Origin of the sequence: Streptomyces sp. A012304, assembly GCF_026008495.1 — a bacterium.
Classification (GTDB): Bacteria; Actinomycetota; Actinomycetes; order Streptomycetales; family Streptomycetaceae; genus Streptomyces.
The window spans coordinates 64,078-88,311 of sequence record NZ_BQUN01000012.1 but is presented as its reverse complement, the minus strand read 5'-3'; the positions used below and the strand labels follow the sequence as shown (position 1 = coordinate 88,311).

16 protein-coding genes, 1 other RNA gene and 1 pseudogene are annotated in these 24,234 nt (G+C 72.6%); 7 read left to right on the top strand and 11 right to left on the bottom strand.

Annotation, left to right across the window (positions count from 1 at the left end):
* Positions 1–80 precede the first annotated feature (80 nt).
* Positions 81–713, bottom strand: a complete 633-nt coding sequence (locus ALMP_RS03485; RefSeq protein WP_264924672.1) for a response regulator transcription factor — start codon at positions 711–713, stop codon at positions 81–83.
* A 5-nt stretch (positions 714–718) separates the two neighbouring features.
* Positions 719–2,335, bottom strand: a complete 1,617-nt coding sequence (locus tag ALMP_RS03480) for a sensor histidine kinase (protein ID WP_264924543.1) — start codon at positions 2,333–2,335, stop codon at positions 719–721.
* Between the two features lie 321 nt (positions 2,336–2,656).
* Between ALMP_RS03480 and ALMP_RS03475 the strand changes: the two genes are divergently transcribed.
* The 3 genes from ALMP_RS03475 to ALMP_RS03465 are packed head-to-tail and all read left to right on the top strand — an operon-like array spanning position 2,657 to position 5,572.
* Positions 2,657–3,514 carry a MaoC/PaaZ C-terminal domain-containing protein gene (locus ALMP_RS03475; RefSeq protein ID WP_264924542.1) on the top strand — a complete coding sequence of 286 codons (858 nt, stop codon included), beginning with the start codon at positions 2,657–2,659 and terminating at the stop codon, positions 3,512–3,514.
* A gap of 33 nt (positions 3,515–3,547) precedes the next feature.
* The gene (locus ALMP_RS03470; RefSeq protein ID WP_264924541.1) at positions 3,548–4,624 is read left to right on the top strand and encodes a Zn-dependent alcohol dehydrogenase; all 1,077 of its coding nucleotides are present in this window, start codon (positions 3,548–3,550) and stop codon (positions 4,622–4,624) included.
* A 9-nt stretch (positions 4,625–4,633) separates the two neighbouring features.
* Entirely contained in the window at positions 4,634–5,572 is a 939-nt protein-coding gene (locus ALMP_RS03465) for a 3-oxoacyl-ACP reductase (protein WP_264924540.1), read from the top strand.
* 238 nt (positions 5,573–5,810) lie between these two features.
* Here the strand turns inward: ALMP_RS03465 and ALMP_RS03460 are convergent, their stop codons facing one another.
* From ALMP_RS03460 to ALMP_RS03450, 3 genes are all read right to left on the bottom strand, one after another.
* Positions 5,811–6,311 (bottom strand): GNAT family N-acetyltransferase, encoded by a 501-nt coding sequence (locus ALMP_RS03460; RefSeq protein ID WP_264924539.1) that lies wholly within the window; start codon positions 6,309–6,311, stop codon positions 5,811–5,813.
* 109 nt (positions 6,312–6,420) lie between these two features.
* The gene (locus tag ALMP_RS03455) at positions 6,421–6,579 is read right to left on the bottom strand and encodes a hypothetical protein (RefSeq protein WP_264924538.1); all 159 of its coding nucleotides are present in this window, start codon (positions 6,577–6,579) and stop codon (positions 6,421–6,423) included.
* Positions 6,580–6,675: 96 nt separating this feature from the next.
* A complete protein-coding gene (locus ALMP_RS03450; protein ID WP_264924537.1) occupies positions 6,676–7,878 on the bottom strand; it encodes a hypothetical protein in 1,203 nt (400 codons plus the stop codon).
* A gap of 224 nt (positions 7,879–8,102) precedes the next feature.
* Here ALMP_RS03450 and ALMP_RS03445 point away from each other — a divergent pair, with 224 nt between their 5' ends.
* Genes ALMP_RS03445 through ALMP_RS03435 form a run of 3 tightly spaced genes read left to right on the top strand, consistent with a single transcriptional unit; the run spans position 8,103 to position 11,096 of the window.
* On the top strand, positions 8,103–8,942 hold the full coding sequence (locus ALMP_RS03445; RefSeq protein WP_264924536.1) for a Nif3-like dinuclear metal center hexameric protein: 840 nt from the start codon (positions 8,103–8,105) through the stop codon (positions 8,940–8,942).
* The gene (locus ALMP_RS03440) at positions 8,939–9,682 is read left to right on the top strand and encodes a zinc ribbon domain-containing protein (RefSeq protein ID WP_264924671.1); all 744 of its coding nucleotides are present in this window, start codon (positions 8,939–8,941) and stop codon (positions 9,680–9,682) included. Before ALMP_RS03445 ends, ALMP_RS03440 begins: the two co-directional genes overlap by 4 nt.
* A 13-nt stretch (positions 9,683–9,695) precedes the next feature.
* The gene (locus tag ALMP_RS03435) at positions 9,696–11,096 is read left to right on the top strand and encodes a bifunctional RNase H/acid phosphatase (protein ID WP_264924535.1); all 1,401 of its coding nucleotides are present in this window, start codon (positions 9,696–9,698) and stop codon (positions 11,094–11,096) included.
* Here ALMP_RS03435 and eda read toward each other — a convergent pair.
* The 4 genes and pseudogenes from eda to ALMP_RS03415 all read right to left on the bottom strand — a co-directional run bounded on the left by eda (position 11,068) and on the right by ALMP_RS03415 (position 13,981).
* Positions 11,068–11,714 (bottom strand): annotated as a pseudogene (gene eda, locus ALMP_RS03430) (bifunctional 4-hydroxy-2-oxoglutarate aldolase/2-dehydro-3-deoxy-phosphogluconate aldolase). The gene ALMP_RS03435 and the pseudogene eda overlap by 29 nt on opposite strands.
* Before the next feature lie 95 nt (positions 11,715–11,809).
* Positions 11,810–12,592, bottom strand: coding sequence for a peroxide stress protein YaaA (gene yaaA / locus ALMP_RS03425; protein WP_264924534.1), 783 nt, complete (start codon positions 12,590–12,592; stop codon positions 11,810–11,812).
* 13 nt (positions 12,593–12,605) lie between these two features.
* On the bottom strand, positions 12,606–13,229 hold the full coding sequence (locus tag ALMP_RS03420; protein ID WP_264924533.1) for a hypothetical protein: 624 nt from the start codon (positions 13,227–13,229) through the stop codon (positions 12,606–12,608).
* Positions 13,226–13,981, bottom strand: coding sequence for a MerR family transcriptional regulator (locus ALMP_RS03415; protein ID WP_264924532.1), 756 nt, complete (start codon positions 13,979–13,981; stop codon positions 13,226–13,228). Before ALMP_RS03415 ends, ALMP_RS03420 begins: the two co-directional genes overlap by 4 nt.
* Before the next feature lie 299 nt (positions 13,982–14,280).
* Between ALMP_RS03415 and rnpB the strand changes: the two genes are divergently transcribed.
* Positions 14,281–14,682, top strand: an RNA gene (gene rnpB / locus ALMP_RS03410) — RNase P RNA component class A.
* Between the two features lie 234 nt (positions 14,683–14,916).
* Here rnpB and ALMP_RS03405 read toward each other — a convergent pair.
* Together ALMP_RS03405 and ALMP_RS03400 are read right to left on the bottom strand one after the other, a co-directional pair.
* On the bottom strand, positions 14,917–17,178 hold the full coding sequence (locus tag ALMP_RS03405) for a UvrD-helicase domain-containing protein (protein ID WP_264924531.1): 2,262 nt from the start codon (positions 17,176–17,178) through the stop codon (positions 14,917–14,919).
* Positions 17,175–24,227 (bottom strand): DEAD/DEAH box helicase, encoded by a 7,053-nt coding sequence (locus ALMP_RS03400; protein ID WP_264924530.1) that lies wholly within the window; start codon positions 24,225–24,227, stop codon positions 17,175–17,177. The genes ALMP_RS03405 and ALMP_RS03400 overlap by 4 nt, the downstream gene beginning before the upstream one ends.
* Positions 24,228–24,234 lie beyond the last annotated feature (7 nt).

Below are 24,234 nucleotides of genomic sequence, written 5' to 3'. Positions count from 1 at the left end.
CCGCCGCGAGCGCGGCCGTGCGGGAGCCGAACCGGATCCACGAGGACATGCGGGCAGTGTGCCGGCGGGCCGAGCGGCCGTCAGAGCCAGCCCTGTCGACGGGCCTCCCGCACCGCCTCCATCCGGTTGCGGGTGCCGGTCTTGCCGATGGCGGAGGAGAGGTAGTTGCGGACCGTCGACTCCGACAGATGCAGCCGGGCGGCGATGTCCGCGACGGTCGCGCCGTCCACGGACGCCTTCAGTACGTCGCGCTCGCGCGCCGTCAGCGGATTCGGGCCGGCGCCCAGGGCGGCGGCGGCCAGCGCCGGGTCGACGACGGTCTCCCCGGCCAGCACCTTGCGGATCGCCGCCGCCAGCTCCTCCACGGGCCCGTCCTTGACCAGGAACCCGGCGGCCCCGGCCTCCATCGCCCGCCGCAGATAGCCCGGCCGGCCGAAGGTCGTCAGGATCAGCACCCGGCAGTCGGGCACGCGCTCGCGCAGCTCGGCGGCGGCGTCCAGGCCGCTCATGCCCGGCAGTTCGATGTCGAGCAGCGCCACGTCCGGCCGGTGGGCGAGGGCCGCGTCCACGATCAGGTCCCCGGCGCCCACCTGTGCCACGACCTCCATGTCCGCCTCCATCCCCAACAACAGCGCCAAAGCCCCGCGCAGCATCCCCTGATCCTCCGCGAGCAACACCCTGACCATCTCGACGGAAGGGTCCTCCCCGGACATCTCATTCACGGCCCCAGCGTAGAACCACGACCGCCGGAAACGCCTGAGACGGCCGCGGAGGCGGGGGCGTCGCCGGTCGCCGGGGACGGGGGTACGTCCGCCGACGCCGACCCGCCTGCCGGGTCCGCCGGGGCCTCGGCCGGCGCCGTGATGCTGTCGCGCGGGACCGGCAGGTCCTGCGATGGGCGTGGCGCACTCGCCGGGGGCACCCCGTCGTGCGGCGTTCCCGTCGCCTCCGTCGGGAGTTCCGCCGTCACCGAGAAGCCGCCCCGGGGGTCGGGGCCCGCCGTCAGAGAGCCGCCCACCGCGGCGAGACGTTCACGCAGCCCGGTGAGGCCTGTACCGCAGCCCGCCCCACCGATCGAGACGCCCGCGCCCGTCGGCCGTGCCCCCTCCACCCCGCCGGCTGACAGACCCCCCTCGGCCCCACCGGCCGAGACGCCCGCGCCCGCCGGCCGTGTCCGCTGGGCCCCGCCGGTCGGAAGGCCCTCCTCCGCCCCGCCGGCCGAGGCGCTCGTGCCGTTGTCCTTGATCGTCAGCCGGACCCGTTCCGCCGCGTTCGACACGGTGATCTCGCAGTGGGTCGCGTCGCTGTGGCGGACGACATTGGTGACCGCCTCCCGGACCACCCACCCCAGCAGGGCCGCCGTCTGCGGTTCGAGGGGCGGTCCCGACCGGCCGACGACCGGCTCGACGCCCGCCGCGGTGAGGGCCGAGCGGGCCCGGCCCAGCTCGGTGTCGAGGCTGCCCTCGCGGTAGCCGGTGACGGCCTCGCGGATCTCGGTCAGCGCCTGTCGGCCCACCGACTCGACGTCCGTGATCTGCGCGAGGGCCGCGTCCATGTCGCGCGGCGCCAGCCGCCGGGCCGCCTCCGCCTTCACCACGATCACCGACAGCGTGTGCCCCAGCAGGTCGTGCAGGTCCCGCGAGAAGCGCAGGCGTTCCTTCTCGACGGCCTGGCGGGCCAGTTCCTCGCGGGCGGCGCGCAGATCCCGTACCGCCTCGGAGAGGGACAGGATCGCGGCCGTCACCATCGTCGAGATCCAGGTCGCGTACGCGGTGTCCAGGCCGCTCCAGCCCTCGTGGACGTAGGAGACCGTGCCCGCCAGGACCGCCACCGCCGCGCCGGCGACACGCAGATGCCGGCCGCGCAGGGCGGCACCCGTCGCCAGGCCCAGCAGCGGGAAGAACAGCACCCAGTTCCCGCCGTACGCCCCGGCGAGACCGCAGGTCACCAGGGCCATCAGGCCCAGCGCCACCCGGGTGGGGGAGGCCTCGCGGTGCCGCTTGGAGAAGGAGTGGAAGGCCACGTAGATGTAGAGGCTGTTGAACGTCAGCAGGCCCAGCGCCCCGATCCAGGGGTCCGGCGCCCGGCCGCCGAAGAGGTCGGAGAACGCGCCCATCCCCAGCAGCAGCCACGGCAGCAGGGAGAAACCGGTGGGCGGCGGGCCCATGTGCTCGGGGAGCCGCCCCGCCGCCTGGGCGGCCCGGTACTCCTCCTTGAAGCGTTCCTTGTTCGCCTGGTAGGCCCGCTGGTACTCGCGCGCCTGACGCACCCCCGCCCGCCACTGCCGCCAGTGGCACGCCAGCGCGCGCCGCGGTCCCCCGCGTGACCTCACCATGTCGCCGCCCCCGTTCCCGTGCGTCGGTCCGCCGTTCCTCGGCCGTCCTCGACGCTACGGCCGCGGGGCCGCTCTCCGGCAGGGCCGCGTGTACGGATCCGGGCGGGACAAATGTCCCGGGAGGCGAGGCCGACAGCCACATCTGACATGCCGTCAGGAGTATTCACAACTAGGGGGGCCTGGGCTATACAGGGGGTCGCCGCACTGGAACGCGTTCTACCCCGGGCGGGTTCCGCGGCCCCGTGACGACCTCGGTGCGGCCGACGGTGCGGACGACCGTGCCGAGGTCTTCCGCCGTGCACCGCCACCGTCAGGAGCCCCATGCCCATCGACGCAGCCAAGGCCCTCGCCGCCGAACCCCGGACCGGCGAGATCACCTGGGACCGCAAGGACGTCCTGCTCTACCACCTCGGCGTCGGCGCGGGCCGCCCCGCCACCGACCCCGACGAACTGCGCTACACCCTGGAATCCCGGCTGCACGTCCTGCCGAGCTTCGCCACCGTCGCGGGCGCCGGCTCCCCCGGAGTGATCAGCGGACTGTCCATGCCCGGCGTGGACGTCGACCTCGCCCACGTCCTGCACGGCGGCCAGTCCCTGACCCTGCACCGGCCGCTGCCCGCCGAGGGCACCGCCACCGCCACCGGCCGCATCGCCGCCGTGTACGACAAGGGCAAGGCCGCCGTCCTCGTCATGCGCACCGAAGTCACCGACACCGAGGGCCCGTTGTGGACCAACGACGCCCAGATCTTCGTCCGAGGGGAGGGCGGCTGGGGCGGCGACCGGGGCCCGTCGACCCGCCTCGACCCACCCGCCGGCGCCCCCGCCACGACCGTCGAACGGCACGTCCGCGAGGACCAGGCCCTGCTCTACCGCCTCTCCGGCGACTGGAACCCGCTGCACGCCGACCCCGACTTCGCCAAGCGCGCCGGCTTCGAGCGGCCCATCCTGCACGGCCTGTGCACCTACGGCATCACGCTGAAGGCGGTCGTCGACACGCTGCTCGGCGGTGACGTGAGCCGGGTCCACCGGTACGCCACCCGCTTCGCCGGCGTCGTGTACCCGGGGGAGACCCTGCGCATCCGCATGTGGCCCGGAGACGGCGGCGTGCGGGTGGCCGTGAGCGCCGGAGAGCGGGACGACGCGCCCGTCCTCGCCGACACGATCGTCGAACACTCCTGAACCGACCGAAGGGGACCCGAGGGGAGCCGCACCATGCGCGCAGCCGTACTGCACGAGATCGGCCAGGACAAGCTGGAGGTCCTCGACGACGTCGAGGCGGTGGGCTTCGGCCCCGGAAGGGTCAGGATCCGGGTGCGCGCCACGGGGCTGTGCCACTCGGACCTGTCCGCGATGGGCGGGGTGCTGCCGCAGCCCGCGCCCTTCGTGCCGGGCCACGAGGGGGCCGGCGAGGTCCTGGAGGTGGGCGAGGGCGTCACCCGGGTCAAGCCCGGCGACCGGGTGGTGGTGTGCTGGCTGCCGGCCTGCGGCGCGTGCCCCGCCTGCCGGCGCGGACAGACCGAGCTGTGCCTGGCCGGGTTCATGAACGCGGGCACGCCCAACTTCAAGCGGCCCGGCGGCGACGTCTTCGGCTTCGCCGGCACCGGCACCTTCGCCGAGGAGGTCGTGGTCGACGCGGGCTGCGCCGTCCCGATCCCCGACGACGTGCCCTTCGACATCGCCGCCCTCATCGGCTGCGGGGTGACCACCGGCCTGGGCGCCGCCCTCAACACCGCCGACGTGGCGGCCGGTTCGTCCGTCGCCGTCATCGGCTGCGGGGGAGTGGGCGTGTCCGCGATCCAGGGCGCCCGGCTCAAGGGCGCCGCCGAGATCGTCGCCGTCGACCCGGTCGCCTCCCGCCGTGAGGCAGCGCTCCGGTTCGGCGCCACGAAGGCCGTCTCCCCGGAGGAACTGGCGGACGCCAAGCAGCAGATCACCGGCGGCGAGGGCTTCGACTACGTCTTCGAGGTCGTCGGCCGCTCCGCCACCGCCCGCACCGCCTACGACACCACCCGGCGCGGCGGCACCCTCGTCGTCGTCGGCGCCGGCGCCATGGACGACTTCCTCCAGCTCAACATGTTCGAGCTGTTCTTCGACGAGAAGCGCATCCTGCCGTCGATGTACGGCGGCGGCGACGTGCTGCGCTCCTACGAGCGGACCATCGCGCTGTGGCGGGCCGGCCGGATCGACCTCACCGGCCTGATCACGCACCGCGTACCGCTGGCGGAGATCGACGAGGCCCTCGACCAGATGCGCACGGGGGCCGCCCTGCGCACCTGCATAGAGATCTGAGGGCCGGTCATGTCGCTGCCGCTGGACGGCCTGTCGGCGATCGTCACCGGTGCCGGACGCGGCCTCGGCCGGGCCGAGGCGCTGGAGCTGGCACGCCTCGGCGCGGCCGTCGTCGTCAACGACCACGGGCGGCCCGGCCGCGACGGCTCGGGCGCGGCCTCGGCGGGCCCCGCCGAGGAGGTGGCCCGCGAGATCCGTTCGGCCGGGGGCCGCGCCCTCGCCCACACCGGGGACGTCTCCGACTTCCGGCAGGCCCGTGAGCTGGTCGAGTCGGCGATCGACGCGTTCGGCAAGCTGGACGTCCTCGTCAACAACGCGGGCATCCTGCGCGACCGCATGGTCTTCTCCATGACCGAGGACGAGTGGGACGCGGTGATCCGGGTCCACCTCAAGGGCCACTTCAACACCACCCGCTTCGCCGCCGCGCACTGGCGCGAGCGGTCCAAAGCGGCCGGCGGACCGGTGTACGGGCGGATCGTGAACACCTCCTCCGAGGCGTTCCTGGCGGGCTCCGCCGGACAGCCCAACTACGCGGCGGCCAAGGGCGGCATCGTCGGGCTGACGACGTCCACCGCCCTCGCGCTCGCCAAGTACGGCGTCACCGCCAACGTCATCTGCCCGCGCGCCCGCACCCGGATGACCGAGGACGTCTTCGCGGGCCTCGAACCCCCCGCCGAGGGGCCGGACCCGCTCGCCCCCGAGCACGTCGCCCCGCTCGTCGGCTACCTGGCCTCACCGGCCGCCGCACGGGTCAACGGACAGCTGCTCGTCGTGCACGGCGGAATGGTCGCCGTCGTCGAACGGCCCCGCGTCCAGGCGAAGTTCGACAGCAAGGAGGACACCTTCACCTACGAGGAGCTGGACGCGGTGCTCACCCCGCACTACGCGGACCGCCCGGCCGGCGAGACCTTCGCGGCGACGGAGGTGCTGGGCCTGCGGAAGGACTAGGCCCTGTCGTTTGGATCAGGCCGGCTGTGAGGTGCGGTGCCTCTCGACCGACCCGAGCGGGGCCTGGTGCGTGCAGATGCAAGGCGGAGGAGGGAGTCGACGCGGAGCGTCGGCGAGTGACGACAACGCCGCAGATGTGCGTGCCAGGCCCCGCGACGCCGGGATGATCCAAACGACAGGGCCTAGCGGCAAGGCTGTGCGGTCGGCGATGTTCCGGTCGGCGAGGTGTGACCGCGGGTCAGCGGGCGATCCTCTTGTAGAAGCACACCCGGTCCTGACCGGGACCGTCGTAGTCGCTGTGCAGGGGCAGGCCATCGACCATCCGGTCCCCGCTCTCGAGGGTGAACCCCATGGCGCGGTGAAAGGCGATGGACCCGGTGTTCGCCGGTGAGGTGATCGCCCGCACTTCGGTGCGGCCCGCCTCGGCCGCACGCTGGAAGAAGGCCGTGTACAGACGGCGGCCTGCTCCCTGCCCACGAAGCTCCGGGTCCACTCCCACGAAGTGGATGTACGCCTCCTCGTCGTTGTCGGCGGCATGGAAACCGACGAGGAACGCCCTGATGCCGGCTTCGTCCTCCAGGATCAGGCTCGTGCTGGAGAAGAACTGCAGGAACAGCTTGGGGAGCAGCAGCGAAAGCTCGCGGGCCTGCGCGGGGGTACGCGAGTCGCCCCACCACTGCTGTACACATCTGACGATCGTGCCGTGGTCGCCGACGCGGGCCTGGCGCAGCTCGGGCATGTCGTTCCCTCTCGAAGCCAACGGGTTGTCGAGGTCACGGCCTTGCGGCCGGCGGGCGAGTACACACGGGAAAGGCCCCGTCCGTCGGACGGGGCCTCTCGTCTGCCGCTCAGGCAGCCGCCTCGGCCTTCTCCTCGGCCGGCTTGCGGTGCCGGCCGCGCGGAGCGGACTCGGTGTCGTGGGACGAGACCGGGCCCCGGTGCCGGCCGCGACCGGCGGTCTCCTGGGTGCCGGCGGACAGCGGCTGCGTGGTGCTTGCGTCGCTCATCGGAAGTGTTCACCCCGTCAACATGATCTTTCTTACAGCCGGGCGAGTTTATCCGGCAGACCACGGTGCGAAGCCAGGCGGCCACGCCAACCGCTGCTACTTCGTTACAAGACGGCTGAGCGGGGCCTGTTGCAGGGGGACCGGACGGGCGGCGGGCTCCCCCAGCCCCGAGGGTTCCGGCAGCTCCGCGGGCTCCGCGGGGTCCGAGGACTCCGCGGAGCCCGAGGGCTCGGCGCCGGCCGCCGGCGCCTCCGCGGGCGGGTCCAAAGCCGGTACGGCCACCCGCGCCACCCCGCACGGCTCCGCCCGCGTCGCGTACGGCAGCCGCAACACACCGTCCGGTGTCCACACCCCCGAGCCCGCCAGCCACCCCTGGGGCGCGGCGAGTTGCCGCAGCCGCCGTTCCACGGGTCGCCAGATCCCCAGCCAGCTGCCGAGCGGCCCGTCGATGCGCAGCGCCACCGCGCACGCCTCCGGCAGCAGCACCTGCCCCGGCTGGATCGCGAACGGCGTCACGGTGCAGTCGGGCAGCCGCAGCGACTCCGGGAACCGCACCGGGAACGTGCTGCCCAGCACCCCCCAGCCCAGCCGGGCCGCACCGGGGGAGGGGGCGTCCGAGCGGATGAGCAGCAGACCGCTGTCGGGGGCGGCCAGCAGCAGACGGTCGTCGCTGTCGGCGGCGATCTGCAACAGCGGCGACGCCTCACCCCCGCGCTCCAGGTCCACCACGATCGCCTTGGTGCGCCCGCCCGCCTCACGGTCCAGCGCCAGCAGGCGTCCCGTCCGGTCCAGCCAGACCCCGCCCGAGCAGCGGCCCGGGACCTCCGCGACCTGCTCGGGCCCGAAGGCGCCGCCCGCCACCAGCCACAGCGCCGTCGAGTCCCGGCCCACGGCGAGGGCGTACGCCCGCTCACCGCACGGCGCCGGCGGCAGCAGCCGCAGCCGGGCCTCCCGGTCCGGGCACTCGACCGCGCCCAGCGGCAGCTCGCCCGTGCCGGGGCCGGTCGGGTAGAGGAGCGAGAAGGTGTGCCGCCCTTGGACCACCCGCCGGATGAGGACCCGCCCGTCGGCCAGCGGCTGTACCTCCGTGCCGGGCTCCTCCGGCTGATGGCCGGGCAGCGGCACGGCGTACGGCTCGGGGCCGTCCAGCGTCCAGCGCTCCGGGAACCAGGACTCGCCGGCGAGGGCGAGACGTGCGGCGTAGGCGCCGTCCGCCGTGATCACGCAGTCCGCGTGCGGCGTCCGGTCGTCGTTCCCGTTCCCGTCCGCGGCGGTCGGTTCGATCGCACAGGCCGTCATCGTTCGGTCACCTCCGGCGACGAAGCTAGTTTTCGCACGCGCGGGCGTGGGATCGGCGGGCGGGGGCTTCCCTCGTACGAGTGGCGCAGAAGCGATTCGCCTGAGGGTGGTGAGGAGGGTGTGCTGTGCCCGCCCCGGCCCTGAACCGGCCAGGTCAGGGGCGTGCCGCCGGCCGGCGGGCGACAGCGGTGCACCCCAGGTCAACGGACAGGTAGCCTTTTCCCGTGCCCCGTCTGTCTGAAGTCATCGCCGCGCTGGAGAACCTGTGGCCCGCCGAGCGGGCCGAGTCCTGGGACGCGGTCGGTACCGTCGTGGGAGACCCGGACCAGGACGTCGTACGGGTCCTGTTCGCCGTCGACCCCGTCCAGGAGATCGTCGACGAGGCGGTGAAGCTGGACGCCGACCTGCTCGTCACCCACCATCCGCTCTATCTGCGCGGTACGACGACCGTCGCGGCCTCCACCTTCAAGGGCCGCGTCGTGCACACCCTCATCAAGAACGACATCGCGCTGCACGTCGCCCACACCAACGCCGACACCGCGGACCCAGGCGTCAGCGACGCGCTCGCCGGGGCCCTGGACCTGCGGGTCGTACGGCCCCTCGTGCCCGACCCCGCCGACCCTTCCGGCCGCCGCGGCCTCGGGCGGATCTGCGAGCTCGACCACCCGCTCACCGTCCGCGAGTTCGCCGCGCGCGCCGCCGAGCGGCTGCCGGCCACCGCGCAGGGCATCCGGGTGGCGGGCGACCCCGAGGCACCCGTCCGCACGGTCGCCGTCAGCGGCGGCTCCGGCGACAGCCTCTTCGACCACGTCCGCGCCGCCGGCGTCGACGCCTTCCTCACCGCGGACCTGCGCCACCACCCGGCCTCCGAGGCCCGCGCGCACAGTCCTCTCGCGCTGCTCGACGCGGCGCACTGGGCCACCGAATGGCCCTGGTGCGAGCTGGCCGCCGCCCAGCTCGACGAGATTTCCGACCGGAACGGCTGGGACCTGAGGGTCCACGTCTCGAAGACGGTCACCGACCCCTGGACCAGCCACTCCCCGTCCCTTGGAGCCCCCAACTGAACGCCGCGCCCGCCGACCAGATCCGACTCCTCGACGTCCAGGCCCTCGACGTCCGCCTCCAGCAGCTCGCCCACAAGCGGAGGTCGCTGCCCGAGCACGCCGAGATCGACTCGCTGACCAAGGACCTCACGCAGCTGCGCGACCTGCTCGTGGCCGCGCAGACCGAGGAGAGCGACTGCGCCCGCGAGCAGACCAAGGCCGAGCAGGACGTCGACCAGGTCCGTCAGCGTGCCGCCCGCGACCAGCAGCGGCTCGACTCCGGCGCGGTCACCTCCCCGAAGGACCTGGAGAACCTCCAGAAGGAGATCGTCTCCCTCGCCAAGCGCCAGGGCGACCTGGAGGACATCGTCCTGGAGGTCATGGAGCGCCGCGAGAGCGCCCAGGAGCGGGTCGCCGAGCTGACCGAGCGCGTCGGCTCCGTCCAGGCGAAGATCGACGACGCGACCGGCCGCCGGGACGCCGCCTTCGAGGAGATCGACGGCGAGGCGGCCTCCGTCACCAAGGAGCGCGAGGTCGTCTCCGCCTCCGTCCCCGCCGACCTGCTCAAGCTCTACGACAAGCTGCGCGAGCAGCAGGGCGGCATCGGCGCCGCCAAGCTCTACCAGCGCACCTGCCAGGGCTGCCGCCAGGAGCTCGCCATCACCGAACTGAACGAGATCCGCTCCGCCGCGCCCGACACGGTCGTACGGTGCGAGAACTGCCGCCGCATCCTGGTGCGGACCTCCGAGTCCGGACTGTAGGGGGGCCTGGGGCGTGCGGGAGTTCATCGTCGAGGCGGACGGCGGTTCCCGGGGTAACCCGGGGCCCGCGGGCTACGGCAGCGTGGTGATCGACGCGGCGACGGGGGAGACCCTCGTCGAGCGCGCCGAGTACATCGGCGTCGCCACCAACAACGTGGCCGAGTACCGGGGCCTGCTGGCCGGTCTGCGCGCCGCCCACGAACTGGACCCGTCCGCCGCGGTGCGGGTCCGGATGGACTCCAAGCTCGTCGTCGAGCAGATGACGGGCCGCTGGAAGATCAAGCACCCCGCGATGAAGCCGCTGGCGGCGGAGGCGGCCCGCGTCTTCCCGCCCGGACAGGTCAGCTACGAGTGGATCCCGCGCGAGCAGAACAAGCACGCCGACCGCCTGGCGAACGAGGCGATGGACGCGGGCAAGCGGGGCGAGCAGTGGGACGCGGGCGCGTCGCGGGCGGCGCTGGAGGCGTCGTCCGGGGTGGCGGCGGCCCCTGAGCGGCCGGGGCGTGCGGCGTCGGCGGCTGCGGAGCCGTCGGGGCGTGCGGCGTCGGCCGTCCCCGAGCCGTCGGGTCCGCCCGGTGACGCCGTCGCCGGGGCGGCGAAGGCCCGGGAGGCGCTGGGCCGGCGCCGCGCCTCGGCCACCGACCACGCATCCCCCGCATCCCCGGCATCCCTCGCATCCCCGGCATCCCCCGGCGCGAAGGCCGACGACGACCAGCGCGCCGCCCGTACCGTCGCCACCCCGCCGGCCGAGCAGCCGTCCGTCGGCTGGTCCTCCGCTCCCGATCTCGGCGCCCCGGCCACCTTCGTCCTGCTCCGGCACGGCGAGACCCCGCTCACCCCCGAGAAGCGCTTCTCCGGCAGTGGCGGCACCGACCCCTCCCTCTCCGCCGTCGGCCGGGAGCAGGCCGAACGGGTCGCCGCGGCACTCGCCCGGCGCGGCACGATCCAGCACATCGTCGCCTCCCCGCTCGCCCGCACCCGGGAGACCGCGGGCGCGGTCGCGGCCCGCCTGGGCCTGGAGGTCACCGTCGACGACGGGCTGCGCGAGACCGACTTCGGCGCGTGGGAGGGACTCACCTTCGGCGAGGTCCGCGAGCGCCACCCCGAGGACCTCGACGCCTGGCTCGCCGACCCCGAGGCGGAACCGACCGGCGGCGGCGAGAGCTTCGCGGCGACCGCCACCCGGATCGCCGCCACCCGCGACAAGCTGGTCGCGGCGTACGCGGGCCGCACGGTCCTGCTGGTCACCCACGTCACCCCGATCAAGACCCTGGTCCGGCTCGCCCTCGGCGCGCCGCCCGAGTCCCTCTTCCGCATGGAACTGTCGGCGGCCTCCCTGTCGGTGGTGGCGTACTACGCCGACGGCAACGCCAGCGTCCGCCTCCTCAACGACACGTCGCACCTGCGCCCGTAAGACCCGCGGCCGTCCGCGCCAGCGCCTCCACCCGAGCCCAGTCCCGCGCCGCCACCGCGTCCGCGGGCACCATCCAACCCCCGCCCACACAGCCGACGTCGGGCAACGCCAGGTACTCCGGCGCGTCGTCCGGGCCGATCCCGCCGGTCGGGCAGAACCGGGCCTGCGGCAACGGTCCGGCGAGCGACCGCAGATACGCCGTACCGCCCGCCGCCCGCGCCGGGAAGAACTTCATCTCCCGCACCCCGCGCTCCAGCAGCGCCACCACCTCCGAGGGCGTTGACACCCCCGGCAGGAACGGCAGCCCGGACTCCCGCATCGCCGTGAGCAGCGTGTCCGTCCAGCCGGGACTGATGAGGAACCGCGCCCCGGCCGCGCGGCACGCCGTCACCTGCTCCGGCGTGATCACGGTCCCCGCCCAGACCACCGCCTCCGGCACCGCGCGCGCGACCGCGCGGCGGGCGTGCGCAACGTGACCTCGACCGCCGGCAGTCCGCCCGCCACCAGCGCCCGCGCCAGCGGCACGGCGTCACCGGCGTCCGCCACGACCACCACGGGCACGACGGGCGCGAGATCCAGGACGGAGGCAGCCGACGGGGAGGACACGGACGAGGTCATGGACCTCATCCTGCCCAGCGGATGCACTCTGCGCAAAGACCGTTGCGGAGAACGCAACGAGAAGGTGCGCAACGGGAAGGATCGACGCCGGTGTCTCAGTGCACGTCCGTCACCAGCACATCCAGCGTCCACGGCGTCCCCGCCCGAGCCGGCGCCTGCGCCTCCACCACATGCCCGAGGTCCCGCAGCGCCTCCACCAGCTGGGCCGGGCCCGCGGGCGCGATCCCCGCCGCCAGCAGCGCGCGCACGATCCGCCCCTTCGTCGCCTTGTTGAAGTGGCTGACCACCTTCCGGGTCGGCGCGTGCAGCACCCGCACGCTCGCCGTCCGCCCGGCGACCTCGCCCTTCGGCTTCCACGCCGCCGTGTACGCCGCCGACCGCAGATCCAGCACCAGCCCCTCCCCGGCGACCTCGGGCATCACCTCCGCCATCGGCGCCCGCCAGTACGCGCCCAGCGCCCCGAGAGCCGGCAGTTTCACCCCCATCGAGCAGCGGTACGAGGGGATGCGGTCCGTGACCCGGACGGCACCCCACAACCCGGAGAACACCAGCAGCGAACGGGCCGCCCGCCGCTTCGCCGCCGCATCCAGCGAGGCCAGGCCGAGGGCGTCGTACAGGACCCCGGTGTAGATCTCCCCGGCCGGCCGGGCGCCCGCCGTGCGCAGCTCCGCGTTCTTCGCGACCTCCCCGCGCAGCCCCTCGCTCAGCCCGAGGACCTCACGCGCCTTGACCTCGTCACTCGCGCAGAGCTCGACGAGTTCGGTCAGCACGGCCGCACGGGCGGCGCCGAGCCCCGGCAGCGACAGCGACTCCGGCTTCAGCGGGGCGCCACGGCCGGAGGTGGCCTTTCCTTCGGACGGGGGCAACAGGACCAGCACGAGCGTCTCTCCTTCAGTGGGGCTCCGCGCCAGCGTACGGGGTGCCGTCGGCCCGCCCCCGCGCCGTGTCCGCCGCCCGCGCGACGGCCCGGACCAGGTCCCGCGCCTCGTCGGCGTGCAGGCGCACCACACCGACCTCCCGCCGGCGCCCCAGGAAGGTGACGTGGGTGACCGGCTCGGTGAGTTCGAGGGTGACCGTGGTCCGCGAGCCCACCGGAAGGTCCAGCTCGCCCTCGACGCGCTCGTGCGTACCGCGCGACTCGTGCCGTACGGCCGCGATCCGCTCCAGCGGGACGCGCAGATCGACGTGGGCGGCGTGGCGGACATGCAGGCAGTCGCCGTACAGGACATGCGGGCGGACCTTCCAGGCCGCGTACAGGCCCACGACGAAGACGACCGTGTAGCCGTCCAGGACGAGGACCACGGCGTGCGCGGTCGGCCAGTCCCGCAGCAGCACGGACATCGTGAACGTCTCCACCAGGCACACGAACGCGAACCCCGCCATCACGGCCCCCTGCCCCCGCGCGTACCCGAACGCCCGCCCGTCCCCGACCCCGTGCCGCCGCCGAGCCACCCACATCAGCAGGCTCACGAGCAGCCGCGCCTCGTGCCGGACGAGAACGGAGACGACCCTCACCGGGCCCCTTCCTCTCCGGTCAGGATCCGCAGCGCCCGCCGGACGGCCTCCGCCTGGGCGGGCGCGAAATCGGCGTACAGGGCGCGCAGGAAGCCGCTGTCGTGATCCACGGCCGCGTCGGCGAGCAGCTCGGGCGGGATGCAGGCGGCGAGGGCACGGGCGGCCTCCGCCACCCCCGGATCGCCCGGATCGGCGTCGACGAGCCCGTCCATCAGCGCGTACGCCTCCTCCGCCCGCGCCAGTCCCTCTCGCGTGGCGACCGTGCCGCCCATCGAGGCCAGCAGCCGCTCCCGCACCTCCGGGGGCGCGACCGCGTCCAGCAGCGCGAGCACCTCACGGTCCTTGACCGCCATCGGCGAATCGGACAGATGGGCCGTCTCCGCGAACAGCGCGGCCAGCTCCGGCGAGACCGGCCCCTCGGCGGGCAGCTCCCCCGCGTCCAGCAGCGCCCGCAGCCGCCCCCGCCGCTCCCGGATCGCCGCCTCCTGCCGCGCCAGGTCCTCGTCCAGCTCGGTCAGCACCTCGACCAGATCCTTGCCCGCGTCCTGGGCGAGCACGTCCCGCACCTCCGCCAGTCCCAGCCCCAACTCCGTCAGCCGCCGGATCCGCGCCAGCACGACCGCGTGCCGGAGCGTGTAGTCCCGGTATCCGTTCCCCAGCCGCTCCGGCTCCGGCAACAGCCCCAGATGGTGGTAGTGCCGCACGGCCCGCGTGGTCACACCGACCGCCTCGGCGAGTTCTCCGATCCGCATGCGACCAGTAGAGACGTTGACGCAGGGGAAGGGTCAAGCGAGCCGGGCGCTGCCCAGTCCGGTCACGACCACGGCCCGGCCGCCCGCTGGAAAATGCCCCGGCGTGACGCCGTGACTCCGGACGAACCAGCCGGTGGACTGGCTCTGGTCCGCGAACCCGGCCAGGGAACGGACCCGCGGGCCGGGGCGGCGCAGGCAGATCCCGGGCCCCGGGCACGGAAGCGCCCCCGAGGACGGCCCCGGGGCCGGCCGGCGGCCGGAGAGGGGCCCGAGCCCGGTACCATGGTCGACACGGCAGACGAGCCGGGCGGGCGGCCGCGTGGAGTCCCTCAGGGGGCTTCCCGAGGAACGTCCGGGCTCCACAGGGCAGGGTGGTGGCTAACGGCCACCCGGGGTGACCCGCGGGACAGTGCCACAGAAAACAGACCGCCGGGGACCTCGGTCCTCGGTAAGGGTGAAACGGTGGTGTAAGAGACCACCAGTGCCCAGGGTGACCTGGGCAGCTAGGTAAACCCCACCCGGAGCAAGGTCAAAAGGAAACACCCCGGTGTTTCTGCGCGGACGTTCGAGGGCTGCCCGCCCGAGTCCGCGGGTAGACCGCACGAGGCCGGCGGCAACGCCGGCCCTAGATGGATGGCCGTCGCCGAGGGGCCCGCGAGGACCCCCCGGAACAGAACCCGGCGTATAGCTCGGCTCGTCTGCCGCTAAGGGCCCATGACCAGGGAACATACTGGTCAGGTGTCCTTTCTTGCCGAGTCGCGAGCTTGGTCGAACCCCGGTCCGTACCGGTTCAAACCGGACCTCACGGCTACGAGCGTAGCCACGAAGGTAGCCATTGCGGGCACTCGTCCTGATCACTGGGTTGCGGTGATTCTCCGCGCCTTGTAGCCCGGCCAAGTGTCAAATCCTTGAGATTTTCCGCTGCTGCTCGCCGCTCAGGATGGCAGACGACGCAGGAACGGGCTCGGGGTGCCGTGCCAGAAGATGTCGAGGCTGTCGCGTGCCCGGGTCACCGCCACGAACAACAGGGATCGAGCCCGCTGGAGTTCCCTCCGGTAGCGGGCTGGGTCCAGCTGACGCAATCGGTTGACCTGCTCGCGGGGGACCAGGCCGTCGCTGACCCCGGCGATGATCATGCGCTGGTACTCCAACCCTTTGAACCGGAACATGGTCCCGATGTGGACTCCGGGCTCGCCCCGGGCGCCGTCGGCGCCGATCTCCAGGGCCCGGATGCCGTGTTCCCCGAGTGTGTTTCCCAGCTCACTCGCCATCACATTGGTGGGAACGCAGATGGCGATCTGCTCGTGTGCGATCCGCTCGTCCGGGTGGGCGTCCCAGGCCAGGATGTGTGCGGCGATCGATTCACGTTCTGTCTGCCAGTCCGTGCACGGGTGCATGCCGGGTGCGCTGCCGCTGAGCACGGAACGGTATCCGGCGAGGGTCTCCGAGTTCCCGTCGAGGTCGTCGTACGTCTCCTCGCCCAGCACCTCCAGCGCGGAGCGCAGGATCTGCCGTGTTGTGCGATAGCTGAGGCTGAGCTTCGCGGACCGGCCCCGGATATTGATACCGAGGCTGCCCAGCGTCACCTGGTTCTTGTAGATGCGCTGGTGGGTGTCACCCACCAGAAACAGGTCATCCGAGTCGCGGGCTGTCATGGCGCGCAGCATCTTCCAGTGAGCGGGGCGCAGGTCCTGGGCCTCGTCGACCACGATGTGCCGGTACCGGTAGCGGAGCCATCCGCCCGAGCCGTCCTGGAGGTGGATGTTGTCCAGGCCGCCCGCTTCCTCCCGCTGCCGTTCGATGGCGCGGATGCGCTGCTCGCGCCCTATCTCCAGACGGGCGGCCCGTTCGGCGACCTGGTCCCACGTCTGACGCCCGAGCCGGTCCAGACGCTGGGTGAAGCGTTCGGCGAGCTGCCAGATGGCGGCCCTTTCCGCCCGGCCGATGTTCTTACCGCGTCCTGCCCGGCGGGCCCGGAAGTAGTCGGTGCGGGTACCGACGGCCTGTCCGAGGATCACCTGCGTCCACTCGTCGTGCAGGAACTCCGCGTCCCAGCCGCTCTCGCCGAGTTCGTCGAGCATCGCACGCCATTCCCGTACGGCCTGGCTGTCGTCGATGGTCTGCTTGCGGCTGCCGGGCTCGGCTTCCCTCACGACGCGTAGCGCGAGCTGGTCGACGTGGCTCACCTCCACCCGCGACAGCAACTGCTCACCGCCCAGTTCCAGGAGGCGGGAGCGCAGGTCGGCGGCGAGATTCTTGTTGTAGGTGGTCAGCAGCACCGGCTTGCTGTGACCGGACGGCAGCTGGGACACGAGGTGGCGGACGCGGTGCAGGGCGACGATGGTCTTCCCGGTGCCTGGGCCGCCACCGACCCGTGCGGGACCGGAGTAGCGGCGCTCGACCAGCTTGGACTGAGCAGGGTGGAGGAAGACCTTCCAACGGCCGAAGTCCCCTGCCTCCAGTGCCTCGCGCAGTGCGTCGTCGGACGTGGTGACAACGGTGGCCGGCCGTTCGGCTGCCGTCTGGAAGTCCTCGGTGTCGACAGGCTCCGGAGCGGCGACGGGGGCGGTGACCTCGTCCCGTACCTCTTCGAAGGGCTTTCCGTCGTAGAGCGCGAGCAGGACTTCGCCGGTGAGCTGCGGCGCGTACTCGATCAGACCGAGAAGCTGTTCATCGGTGGTGAGTGAGCGGATGACCGGAACCAGGGGCTCGGCCACGCCCAGTTCGATCAGCTGCCCGTCGGTCCAGGCGGCGAACAGTGGCTCGGGAGTGAGGGGTTGGGCTTCGGCGGATGGGGCTGGAACGGCCGGGGCGGTGGTCGGTGGCTCCTGCGGAGGGATGCGCCGCAGCACGCTGTCCTCCACCACCTGGAGGTCGACGTACTCGATACCACCGGTGACGGTGTTGATTCCGTACGCCAGCCGATCGTAGACCTCCTTGCGGTGCTTGACCGAGACGATGAGCCAGTCGTCCTCGGCCAGTCTGAGCAGGAGGGCGCGGTACTCGTCGTTGATCCGAGCGGACCAGATGCGGCTGTCGCCCTTGAGCTGCTTCAGCTTGAGCCCCGGGGTCCGCGGGTTCTCCTTGAACTTGTGCTGGAAGTCGAACAGCGCGCCCTTGACCGTGCGCGGGAGCCGGAGGATCTCCTTGTCCGCCTTGTCGAGCAGGCGCAGCGTCACGCCCCCGGTCCTCGTCATGCCAACTCCCCGTGTTCGTTCTCGTTCTTGTCGTTCCTGGTCGTGCCGGCTTCCGGCCGCCCCGCTCCCGTAGGACTGCCGTCGCTTGTCCGCGCGGCAGCGTCGCCGAGGCGTCCGGCGATCTCCTCCGCGGTCCATTCGCCCGCCGGACGTACGTCCCAATGGGCGGCGGCGAAGGCACGGTCACGGTCCTGTGCCTCGTGATCCGGCTCCTCGGGCGTCCCTTGCGGCGCCAGCACCACGCCGAGCCGGGCGTCCGGCCAGGCCAGTTCGGCCTGCCATCCGTGTTCGTCGAGTTCGAAGCCGTCTTCAGGCGCGGGAACGCCCAGTTCGGCGAGCGCCTGAGCCAGTTCGGCCAGGCCGACTTCGTCGGGGTCCACGTACTCCAGTACCGCGTCCCAGGCGCCGTCCCGCCGGGGCCGGGTGTCGGACGGCGGTTCCTCGGTCGTTCTCGCCGGTACCGCGGGAAGTCCGGCGGTCACGGCAACCGGTGGCAGGCTGTCCGATGCCCGCTGAGGCTCGCCGTTGACGACTGGCGTGACTCGCGTCGAGGACAGCCATCCCTGGCCGCCGGTCACGGTCAGCACGTCGGCGGTGAAGCCGTCGAGCAGCGTGGTGGTGAGCTGGGCGCTGTCGCCCCCGCCGTGCTCCAGGAACTGCAGCACGTTGCTCCAGTACAGCCAGGCCTGCCAACGCCTTTTGTGGGTCCTTTCCTCCGTGACGGCTTGGGCGCTGTCGTCCAGGAGTGTCAGCCCCGTCCAGGTCGGGGGCCGGTGCCGCACGTCTGCGACCAGGACGAGGCGGCATCCGGACCTGTCCGTCGCCGCGAGGACACGCACAGGCCCCTTCGGCTCGTCCACGACCTCGTCGCGCAATGCTGCCTCGACGGCTCGGCCGACCGCTTCCGCCCCGACCGGTGCGTCCCGCAGGCCGGGTGCACCGATGAGGCCGGCCACGGTGGCTTCGGCGCGATGGTGCCACCGTCGCGCGTCAGGGTCACGAAGGTAGGCGAGCAGCAGTTCGGCCGGGTTGACCCAGACGGTTTCCGACAGCTCTCCGGGCAGCCCACCCCGGGTCTGGGCGTAGTAGGAGCGCGCCCGGTCCTGCGCCGTCCGGTCGTACGGCATCCACACCGGATCGACGGGGGCGACTCCGGCATAGCCGGTGTCGCGGACGCGGAGTCGCCACTCCTTGACGTCGTAGTACGTCAGTTGGAACACCCTCAGCCCGTCGGCCCGCAGCCGGGCCCGTTTCGTCGCGTCGTCCGTGAGACGGTTGTGCTCAGGGCTCGCGTGATACCGGTATCCGTCCAGATAGACGGCGAGCCGTGGTCCGGGAGCGTCGAGCCGCTCGAAGAGCACGTCGGGTCGGGTGCCGTCCAGGACGCGCTGCTGCGAGACTCGCCAGCTCACGGTGGCTCCGTCGCCGGTCGTCAGCCGCAGATCCAGCGCCCGGGTGCCCGCCGGGGTGGTGTACGTGTCCGCCGCCGCACGGGACTCCGGCTGCTTGGCCCACTCCTCCAGCGTGTCGACGAACATGACCTCCAGGTCGCTCTCCGCCTGCTGTTCCAGCGGGATCTGGCGGGTCGTCGAGACCGGTGAGGTCCGCCAGCGTTCGCCATCGGCTCCCAGCAGTTCGTCCAGCATGGACTGCACTTCGCGGCGGGAGACCCGGTCGTAGTCCGACGGGGGCACCCTGCGCAGGAGGCACTGGTGGCAGCCGTCCAACTCCTTCTGCTGGCACGGGCAGTTCTCGATGACCTCGCGCGCCTTCAGCAGCACCTCGCGGAACCCGGCCGCGGATGCCAGCCGGTGCAGATAGCCGGTGCCGCCGGGCAGCCGGTCGTAGACGACCAGGAAGCGCCGCGGGAAGTCGGAGCCGAGCTGTTCCGGACTGTCCGGCATCGAGGCCGCGGCGATCTCGATGTGGTCGGGGTCACCGCCGTAGCGCGCCGCGATCCCGGCGAACAGCGCCGCGGTGAACGAGGCGAGTCGCTCCCGTGCCCGTGTCACGGAGGCGGGCAGCAGAATGCGTACGGCTTCCGTGGTCAACTCGTGGGCCAGCAGCAGCGGTACGTCCTGACCCGTCCCTCGCCTCTCGCCGTACCCGGAGCCCTGAGTGCGTCGCCGGGGGCACCACAGCAGATGGTGGGCGCTCCCCTTCGTGGCGGCGGCCCCCGATTCGGTCAGTGCGTGCTGCGACTGGTCGACGACCGGCTGGCCGTCTGCCGTCGCGCCGCCGCAACTCGTGCAGACGTAGAACGGGTTGATCCGGACGTCCTCACCCGCCAGCGGAACCGTGGAGCTGCCGTCCTGCCGGTCGAGTCCCAGGTTCAGCGTTCTGATGACGGCTCGGCGGGAGAAGTCCACGCCGAAGGTCGCCGTGTCGTGCCGCCAGGAACCGGTTGCCAGGTGCGCGGGGTCGATGTCCACGGTGGTGAGGACCGCGTACTGCCGGCGGGCGCGCTCGTCGCGGTCGTCGCGCACCCGTGCGTCGTCCCGCTTGTCGCGCGCCACGACCCGACGCGGCTGGAGCACGTACTGGACACACCCCGCGTCCGCGATCTCACGTCCGTCACAGCGCGGACAGGGCGAGGTGTCGGTCTGGGCGTCGCGTGTGCGCACGTACCCGCAGGCCGGGCACAGCCGCCACACCGACCAGGCCCGGCGTTCCGGGCTGCCGATGTCGAGGGCGCGTACCACGTGCTTGTAGCCGTTGACGTAGAAGCTGTTGCCCGGGGCGAGTTCGGTGAGGGCGATCTTGCGGGAGCGCTCGTAGTCGCGGGTCTCGCTGCGGTAGACGCGAGGTGTACCGGCGGGGGTGCGGTGTTCCTTCGGCGCGTCGGTCCCGCCGGGCGTCTGGGCGGTTTCGTCGGTGTCCGAGGGGACCTCGGACCAGTACAGCGTGGCCTCCAGCTGGGTCGTGGTGTCGGCCAGGCTGTAGTTCGGCAGGAGGCCCAGCTCGACGAGCGTGCCGTGCGCGCTGGTCCGGCTCAGGTCCCGCAACAGATCGCCGGTGCTGCGGCGCTCGGCGAGCAGCTCCCGCCGTTCGCGCTCCTGGACCTCGTCCGTGCGGGCAAGCGCGTCGACCGCCTCGTCGATCGCGGCGATCCTGCGCCGCAGCTCCTCTCGCCGTCCCGTCCAGTCCTCCTCCGCCTCCTGGAGCGCGCGCACGATGCCGCCGTTCGCGTACTCCCGGAGTGCGTCGGCGGCGTGCGCGGACACCCCGGCGTCGTCACCGTCCCGCGCCGGAGAGTCACCTGGGCCTTGCACGGGGGACCCACCCTCGGGGAACAGGGCCAGGAACTGCTCGACGAGTGTCCCCCCATACGTCTGTGCGGCATCCGCGAGGTCCTGGCACCAACCCGTCGTTCCGAAGAGAGCGGACGCCAGCCGGGGTACCGGCTGCAACTGCTCGCCGTCCGCGGTCCTCAGCCCGCCCCGCGCGGCGAGGTCCAGGAGCCACGCCGTGTACTGGCGGCGCAGGATCTCCACCGCCGACAGATAGCAGCCCGGCGGCACGATGTCGCCCGCGATCATCTCTCGCGGCTGGTCCAGGTAGTACAGGTCCCGGGCCCGGCGTCCGCCGAAGGCGACGACCAGCGCGTTGCCCGTCTTACGTCCCGCGCGGCCCGACTGCTGCACATAGTTCGCGGGCCCCTTCGGCAGCGAGCCGATCAGGACGGCCGACAGGTCGCCGATGTCGATGCCGAGTTCCAGCGTGGGCGTGCAGGACAGAACGTTCGGGTCGGTGTAGTGCGTGCCGGCGCGGAAGGTCCGCTCGACCTGCTCGCGCTGAGCACGGGTCAGCATGCCGGTGTGCTCGGCCGTCACGACACGGAAGGTGCCACCGGTCAGGTACAGCCGCCGGTAGTAGTCGTTCGTGTAGTCGCGTTCCTGGAGAACACCGAAGCCCGTACTGGTCACGCCCCCGCTGCCGACGGGTGGTTCGGACGGTGCCGAGAGGTGCATCCCCGGTTGCGGCGGCGTCAGGTACCCCTTGCACCGGTAGCGCGGGCACGGATGGCCGTACCAGCGAGTACGCCGCTCCGGGGGCACGACCTGCTGCCAGCCGCAGTCCTCGCACGCCACGAACGCCTTGTTGACGATCGAGTCGTCCAGCAGCCGTACCTGGATGTGGCCGGGCTGGAGACCGTAGACGCGTGTGGTGCGGTCCTTCGCCGTCCGCACGCTGAGCACGTGCTCGTCGGCCAGGGCGGGCAGCAGTCGGCGGAGGTACTCGGTGGCCCCGACGGCGTCCAGCCCCAGACAGCGGCGGGTCCAGTCCTGGAACCAGGCCTGCCGACCGGTGACCACGTCGAACTCTGTCCTGTCCCTCTGGCCGTCCAGCAGAAATCTCGGCGGGGCGACCCCTTCCGGGAACGCGGGCATGCCGTCCGGTCGCCGCCCACTGATGAGGAACCGGTCGGCACCGGCCTCCCGCATCCACTGCTCCAGCCACCGGTGCCGGACCGCGCCGCGCAGACGCAGCCGTTCCAGAAGGCCACGCACATAGGCGAGATACCGCTCAGGTGTCGGGAGTCCGCCCGTCATCACCATCTGGCCCGGCAGCGCGAGGTGCAGATCACGGGCGAGGTCGGTGACCCGCTCAGGGTTCTCGACGACGACCTCGGCGGCCGCCGTCCGCGTGAGCTCCAGGGTGCGACCGAGCCGTGACCGCAGCCCGAACTCCATGACCGTGGCGAACGCCAGCCGTTCACCGATCAGCCGCCAGGTACGGGCGTCTCCGGTACCGCGCCCCGACAACACCCGGTCGACACCCGGCTCGTCGTGCAGATCCGGCGGTACGACGGCGGCCAGCGCCTCGGGGTCGTCCACCGAGTCGAGTACGTTGCCGATCAGGTCGTTGAGCGCGGTCGCCGCGCCCGAGTCGTCGAGGTTGTGCGCGAGCAGCGACCTCAGCGAGAACTTGTACGAGGCGTTGGCGACGTACCCGGCGCGGTGCGCGGCGTCCTGCGTCGAGTCGTTGAACAGCAGCGTCTTGCGTTCCTCCGGTACCAGCGCGATGTCCCCGCCCGTGAAGAGCTGGGTGACCGTGGCCGAGGCGAGCGCCGCCTGCGCCGTACCGAGGAACCGGATGCTGTTGTCGGTGTTGCACGCCGGACAGCGGTCGTCCCTTGCCGCCTTGTCGGCGGTCTTCTTGTCGAGCAGCGCGAGCGCGAACCAGGCGTCCATCAGGTCCCCGTCGTCTCCGGCCGTCGGTAGCCGGTAGGTGCCCTGCGCCCCGTCGAGTACCACCACGGAAAGCGGATCGACGCCGCTGCCCGCGGGCAGTCGCCCGGCCAGCGCGTCGAGTGCCTGGCGCCGCTCCGGCTCGGTCGCTGAGATGAAGTAGCGGATGCGGCGCTTGTCACGGCCTACGCCGGCCCGCCAGATCCGGTCCTGCGCCATGACGAGCTGCTGCGGATCGGACTCCGGGGACAGCACGGCCCAGCCGGATCGCCCGCACGCGCGACAGTAGACGGCGGGCAGATGCACCTGCGCGGGCCGCACCGCCGTATCCGTGCCTGCCAGGGGCTGCGGCCGGTTCGCCCCGCCCGAGAACCCGTTGCCCGAGGAGGCTCCGTCTTCCTCGTCCGAGGGGGGAGCCGCAGCCAGGGCAGCGCGCCGCGCCTGCGCGCGGTCGTCCTCGTACCAGCGGAACTCCGGTGTCCGGCCTACCCCGCGCAGCACACGCGTCACCGGCCGCACCCAGAGATGGGCCTCCACGTGCAGCAGCGGACGCGGACGCCGTTCGTCGGAGTCGGGGTCCCGGGCGGCGGACAGCAGGGCCACGAAACGGGACAGGGCTTGCAGCACCAGCTGCGGATTCTCCCGGGCGGTGCGCCCCCAGGCGTATCCGAAGCGCGCGAGACGGTCCCGCAGACCCCACTCGTCCAGCGGTTCGCCGTCGAGCAGCGCGAGCACGCCCTGCGTGAAGTCGTGCCGCTTCAGCAGACGGCCGATACGGAACGCGTCGAGGCCCTGCCGCCCCAGCATGCGGGCGGCGAGCCCGTCCAGGTCCAGCAGGTCCGGCTTCGCCTCCACGCCGACGCCGCCCGACACCGCGATGACCTCCTGCGGAGTGGGCGGCTCGGGAAGCGCGTAGTCGACCTCGCCGGTGAACTCCTCGGCGGTCATCCGCTCCTCGCCGATGACCGCGTCCGCCGTGAACGGCATGCCGAACACCTGCGCCGCCACGTCCAGGATGCCCCCGGCCGACGTGCCCGCTCGCCCCGCGCCGAGCGTCGCGGAGGTCGCCACGGGGCAGATCCGCCCCAGCGGACGGTCCGGCCGCGTCGCGCCGACCGCCGTCGCCAGCCGACGCAGCAGCATGGCCACGTCGGTGCCCTGCGCGCCGTCGTAGGTGTGGAACTCGTCCAGCACCACGTACGCGACCTCCGCGCCTTCCCACAGGGCCCGGTCCTCACCGCGCTGCAGGAGCAGGTCCAGCATCTTGTAGTTGGTGATCAGCACGTCCGGCGCGGAGACACGCATCTCCTCGCGCCGGGTCAGGACCCGCCGGAAGCCGGTGTCCGGCCGGTCGCCGATGTACAGACCCGCGGTCACCTGGGCGAGGTCGGGCGCGGTCAGGTAGTCGCTGATGCGGCCCGCCTGGTCGGTGGCCAGCGCGTTCATCGGATACAGGAGTACGGCCTTCACACCGCGCCGCCCGAGAGCCTTCTGCCGTCGGCAATGGTCGAGCACCGGCACCAGGAACGACTCCGTCTTGCCGGAACCCGTGCCGGTCGTCACGAGCGTCGGCTCGGCCTCCCTGCCGCCCAGCGTGCTGAGCCGCTGCCATGCCTTGGCCTGGTGCCGCCACGGTGTGAATCCGGGCCGCCACTCCAGATGCCGTTCCCACCCGTCGTCCGCCTTGTGGAACGGCGTCCTGATCCGCAGATACGGCCCCCGGAAGATCCCCGACTCCGGGTCCCCCAGAAACCGCTCCAGGGCCCGCCGGGTGTCGTCGTCGGCCAGCGCGTAGGTCGTCGTGAGGTATTGCGTCAGACTGCCCCGCAGCTGCGCGGCGGCCAGAGTGGGCTTCACGACGCTC

Bases quoted from the DNA above. Each gene is read 5' to 3' on its own strand.
- ALMP_RS03485 (WP_264924672.1), bottom strand. From the start codon at position 713: ATGTCCGGGGAGGACCCTTCCGTCGAGATGGTCAGGGTGTTGCTCGCG.
- ALMP_RS03480 (WP_264924543.1), bottom strand. From the start codon at position 2,335: ATGGTGAGGTCACGCGGGGGACCGCGGCGCGCGCTGGCGTGCCACTGG.
- ALMP_RS03475 (WP_264924542.1), top strand. From the start codon at position 2,657: ATGCCCATCGACGCAGCCAAGGCCCTCGCCGCCGAACCCCGGACCGGC.
- ALMP_RS03470 (WP_264924541.1), top strand. From the start codon at position 3,548: ATGCGCGCAGCCGTACTGCACGAGATCGGCCAGGACAAGCTGGAGGTC.
- ALMP_RS03465 (WP_264924540.1), top strand. From the start codon at position 4,634: ATGTCGCTGCCGCTGGACGGCCTGTCGGCGATCGTCACCGGTGCCGGA.
- ALMP_RS03460 (WP_264924539.1), bottom strand. From the start codon at position 6,311: ATGCCCGAGCTGCGCCAGGCCCGCGTCGGCGACCACGGCACGATCGTC.
- ALMP_RS03455 (WP_264924538.1), bottom strand. From the start codon at position 6,579: ATGAGCGACGCAAGCACCACGCAGCCGCTGTCCGCCGGCACCCAGGAG.
- ALMP_RS03450 (WP_264924537.1), bottom strand. From the start codon at position 7,878: ATGACGGCCTGTGCGATCGAACCGACCGCCGCGGACGGGAACGGGAAC.
- ALMP_RS03415 (WP_264924532.1), bottom strand. From the start codon at position 13,981: ATGCGGATCGGAGAACTCGCCGAGGCGGTCGGTGTGACCACGCGGGCC.
- ALMP_RS03405 (WP_264924531.1), bottom strand. From the start codon at position 17,178: ATGACGAGGACCGGGGGCGTGACGCTGCGCCTGCTCGACAAGGCGGAC.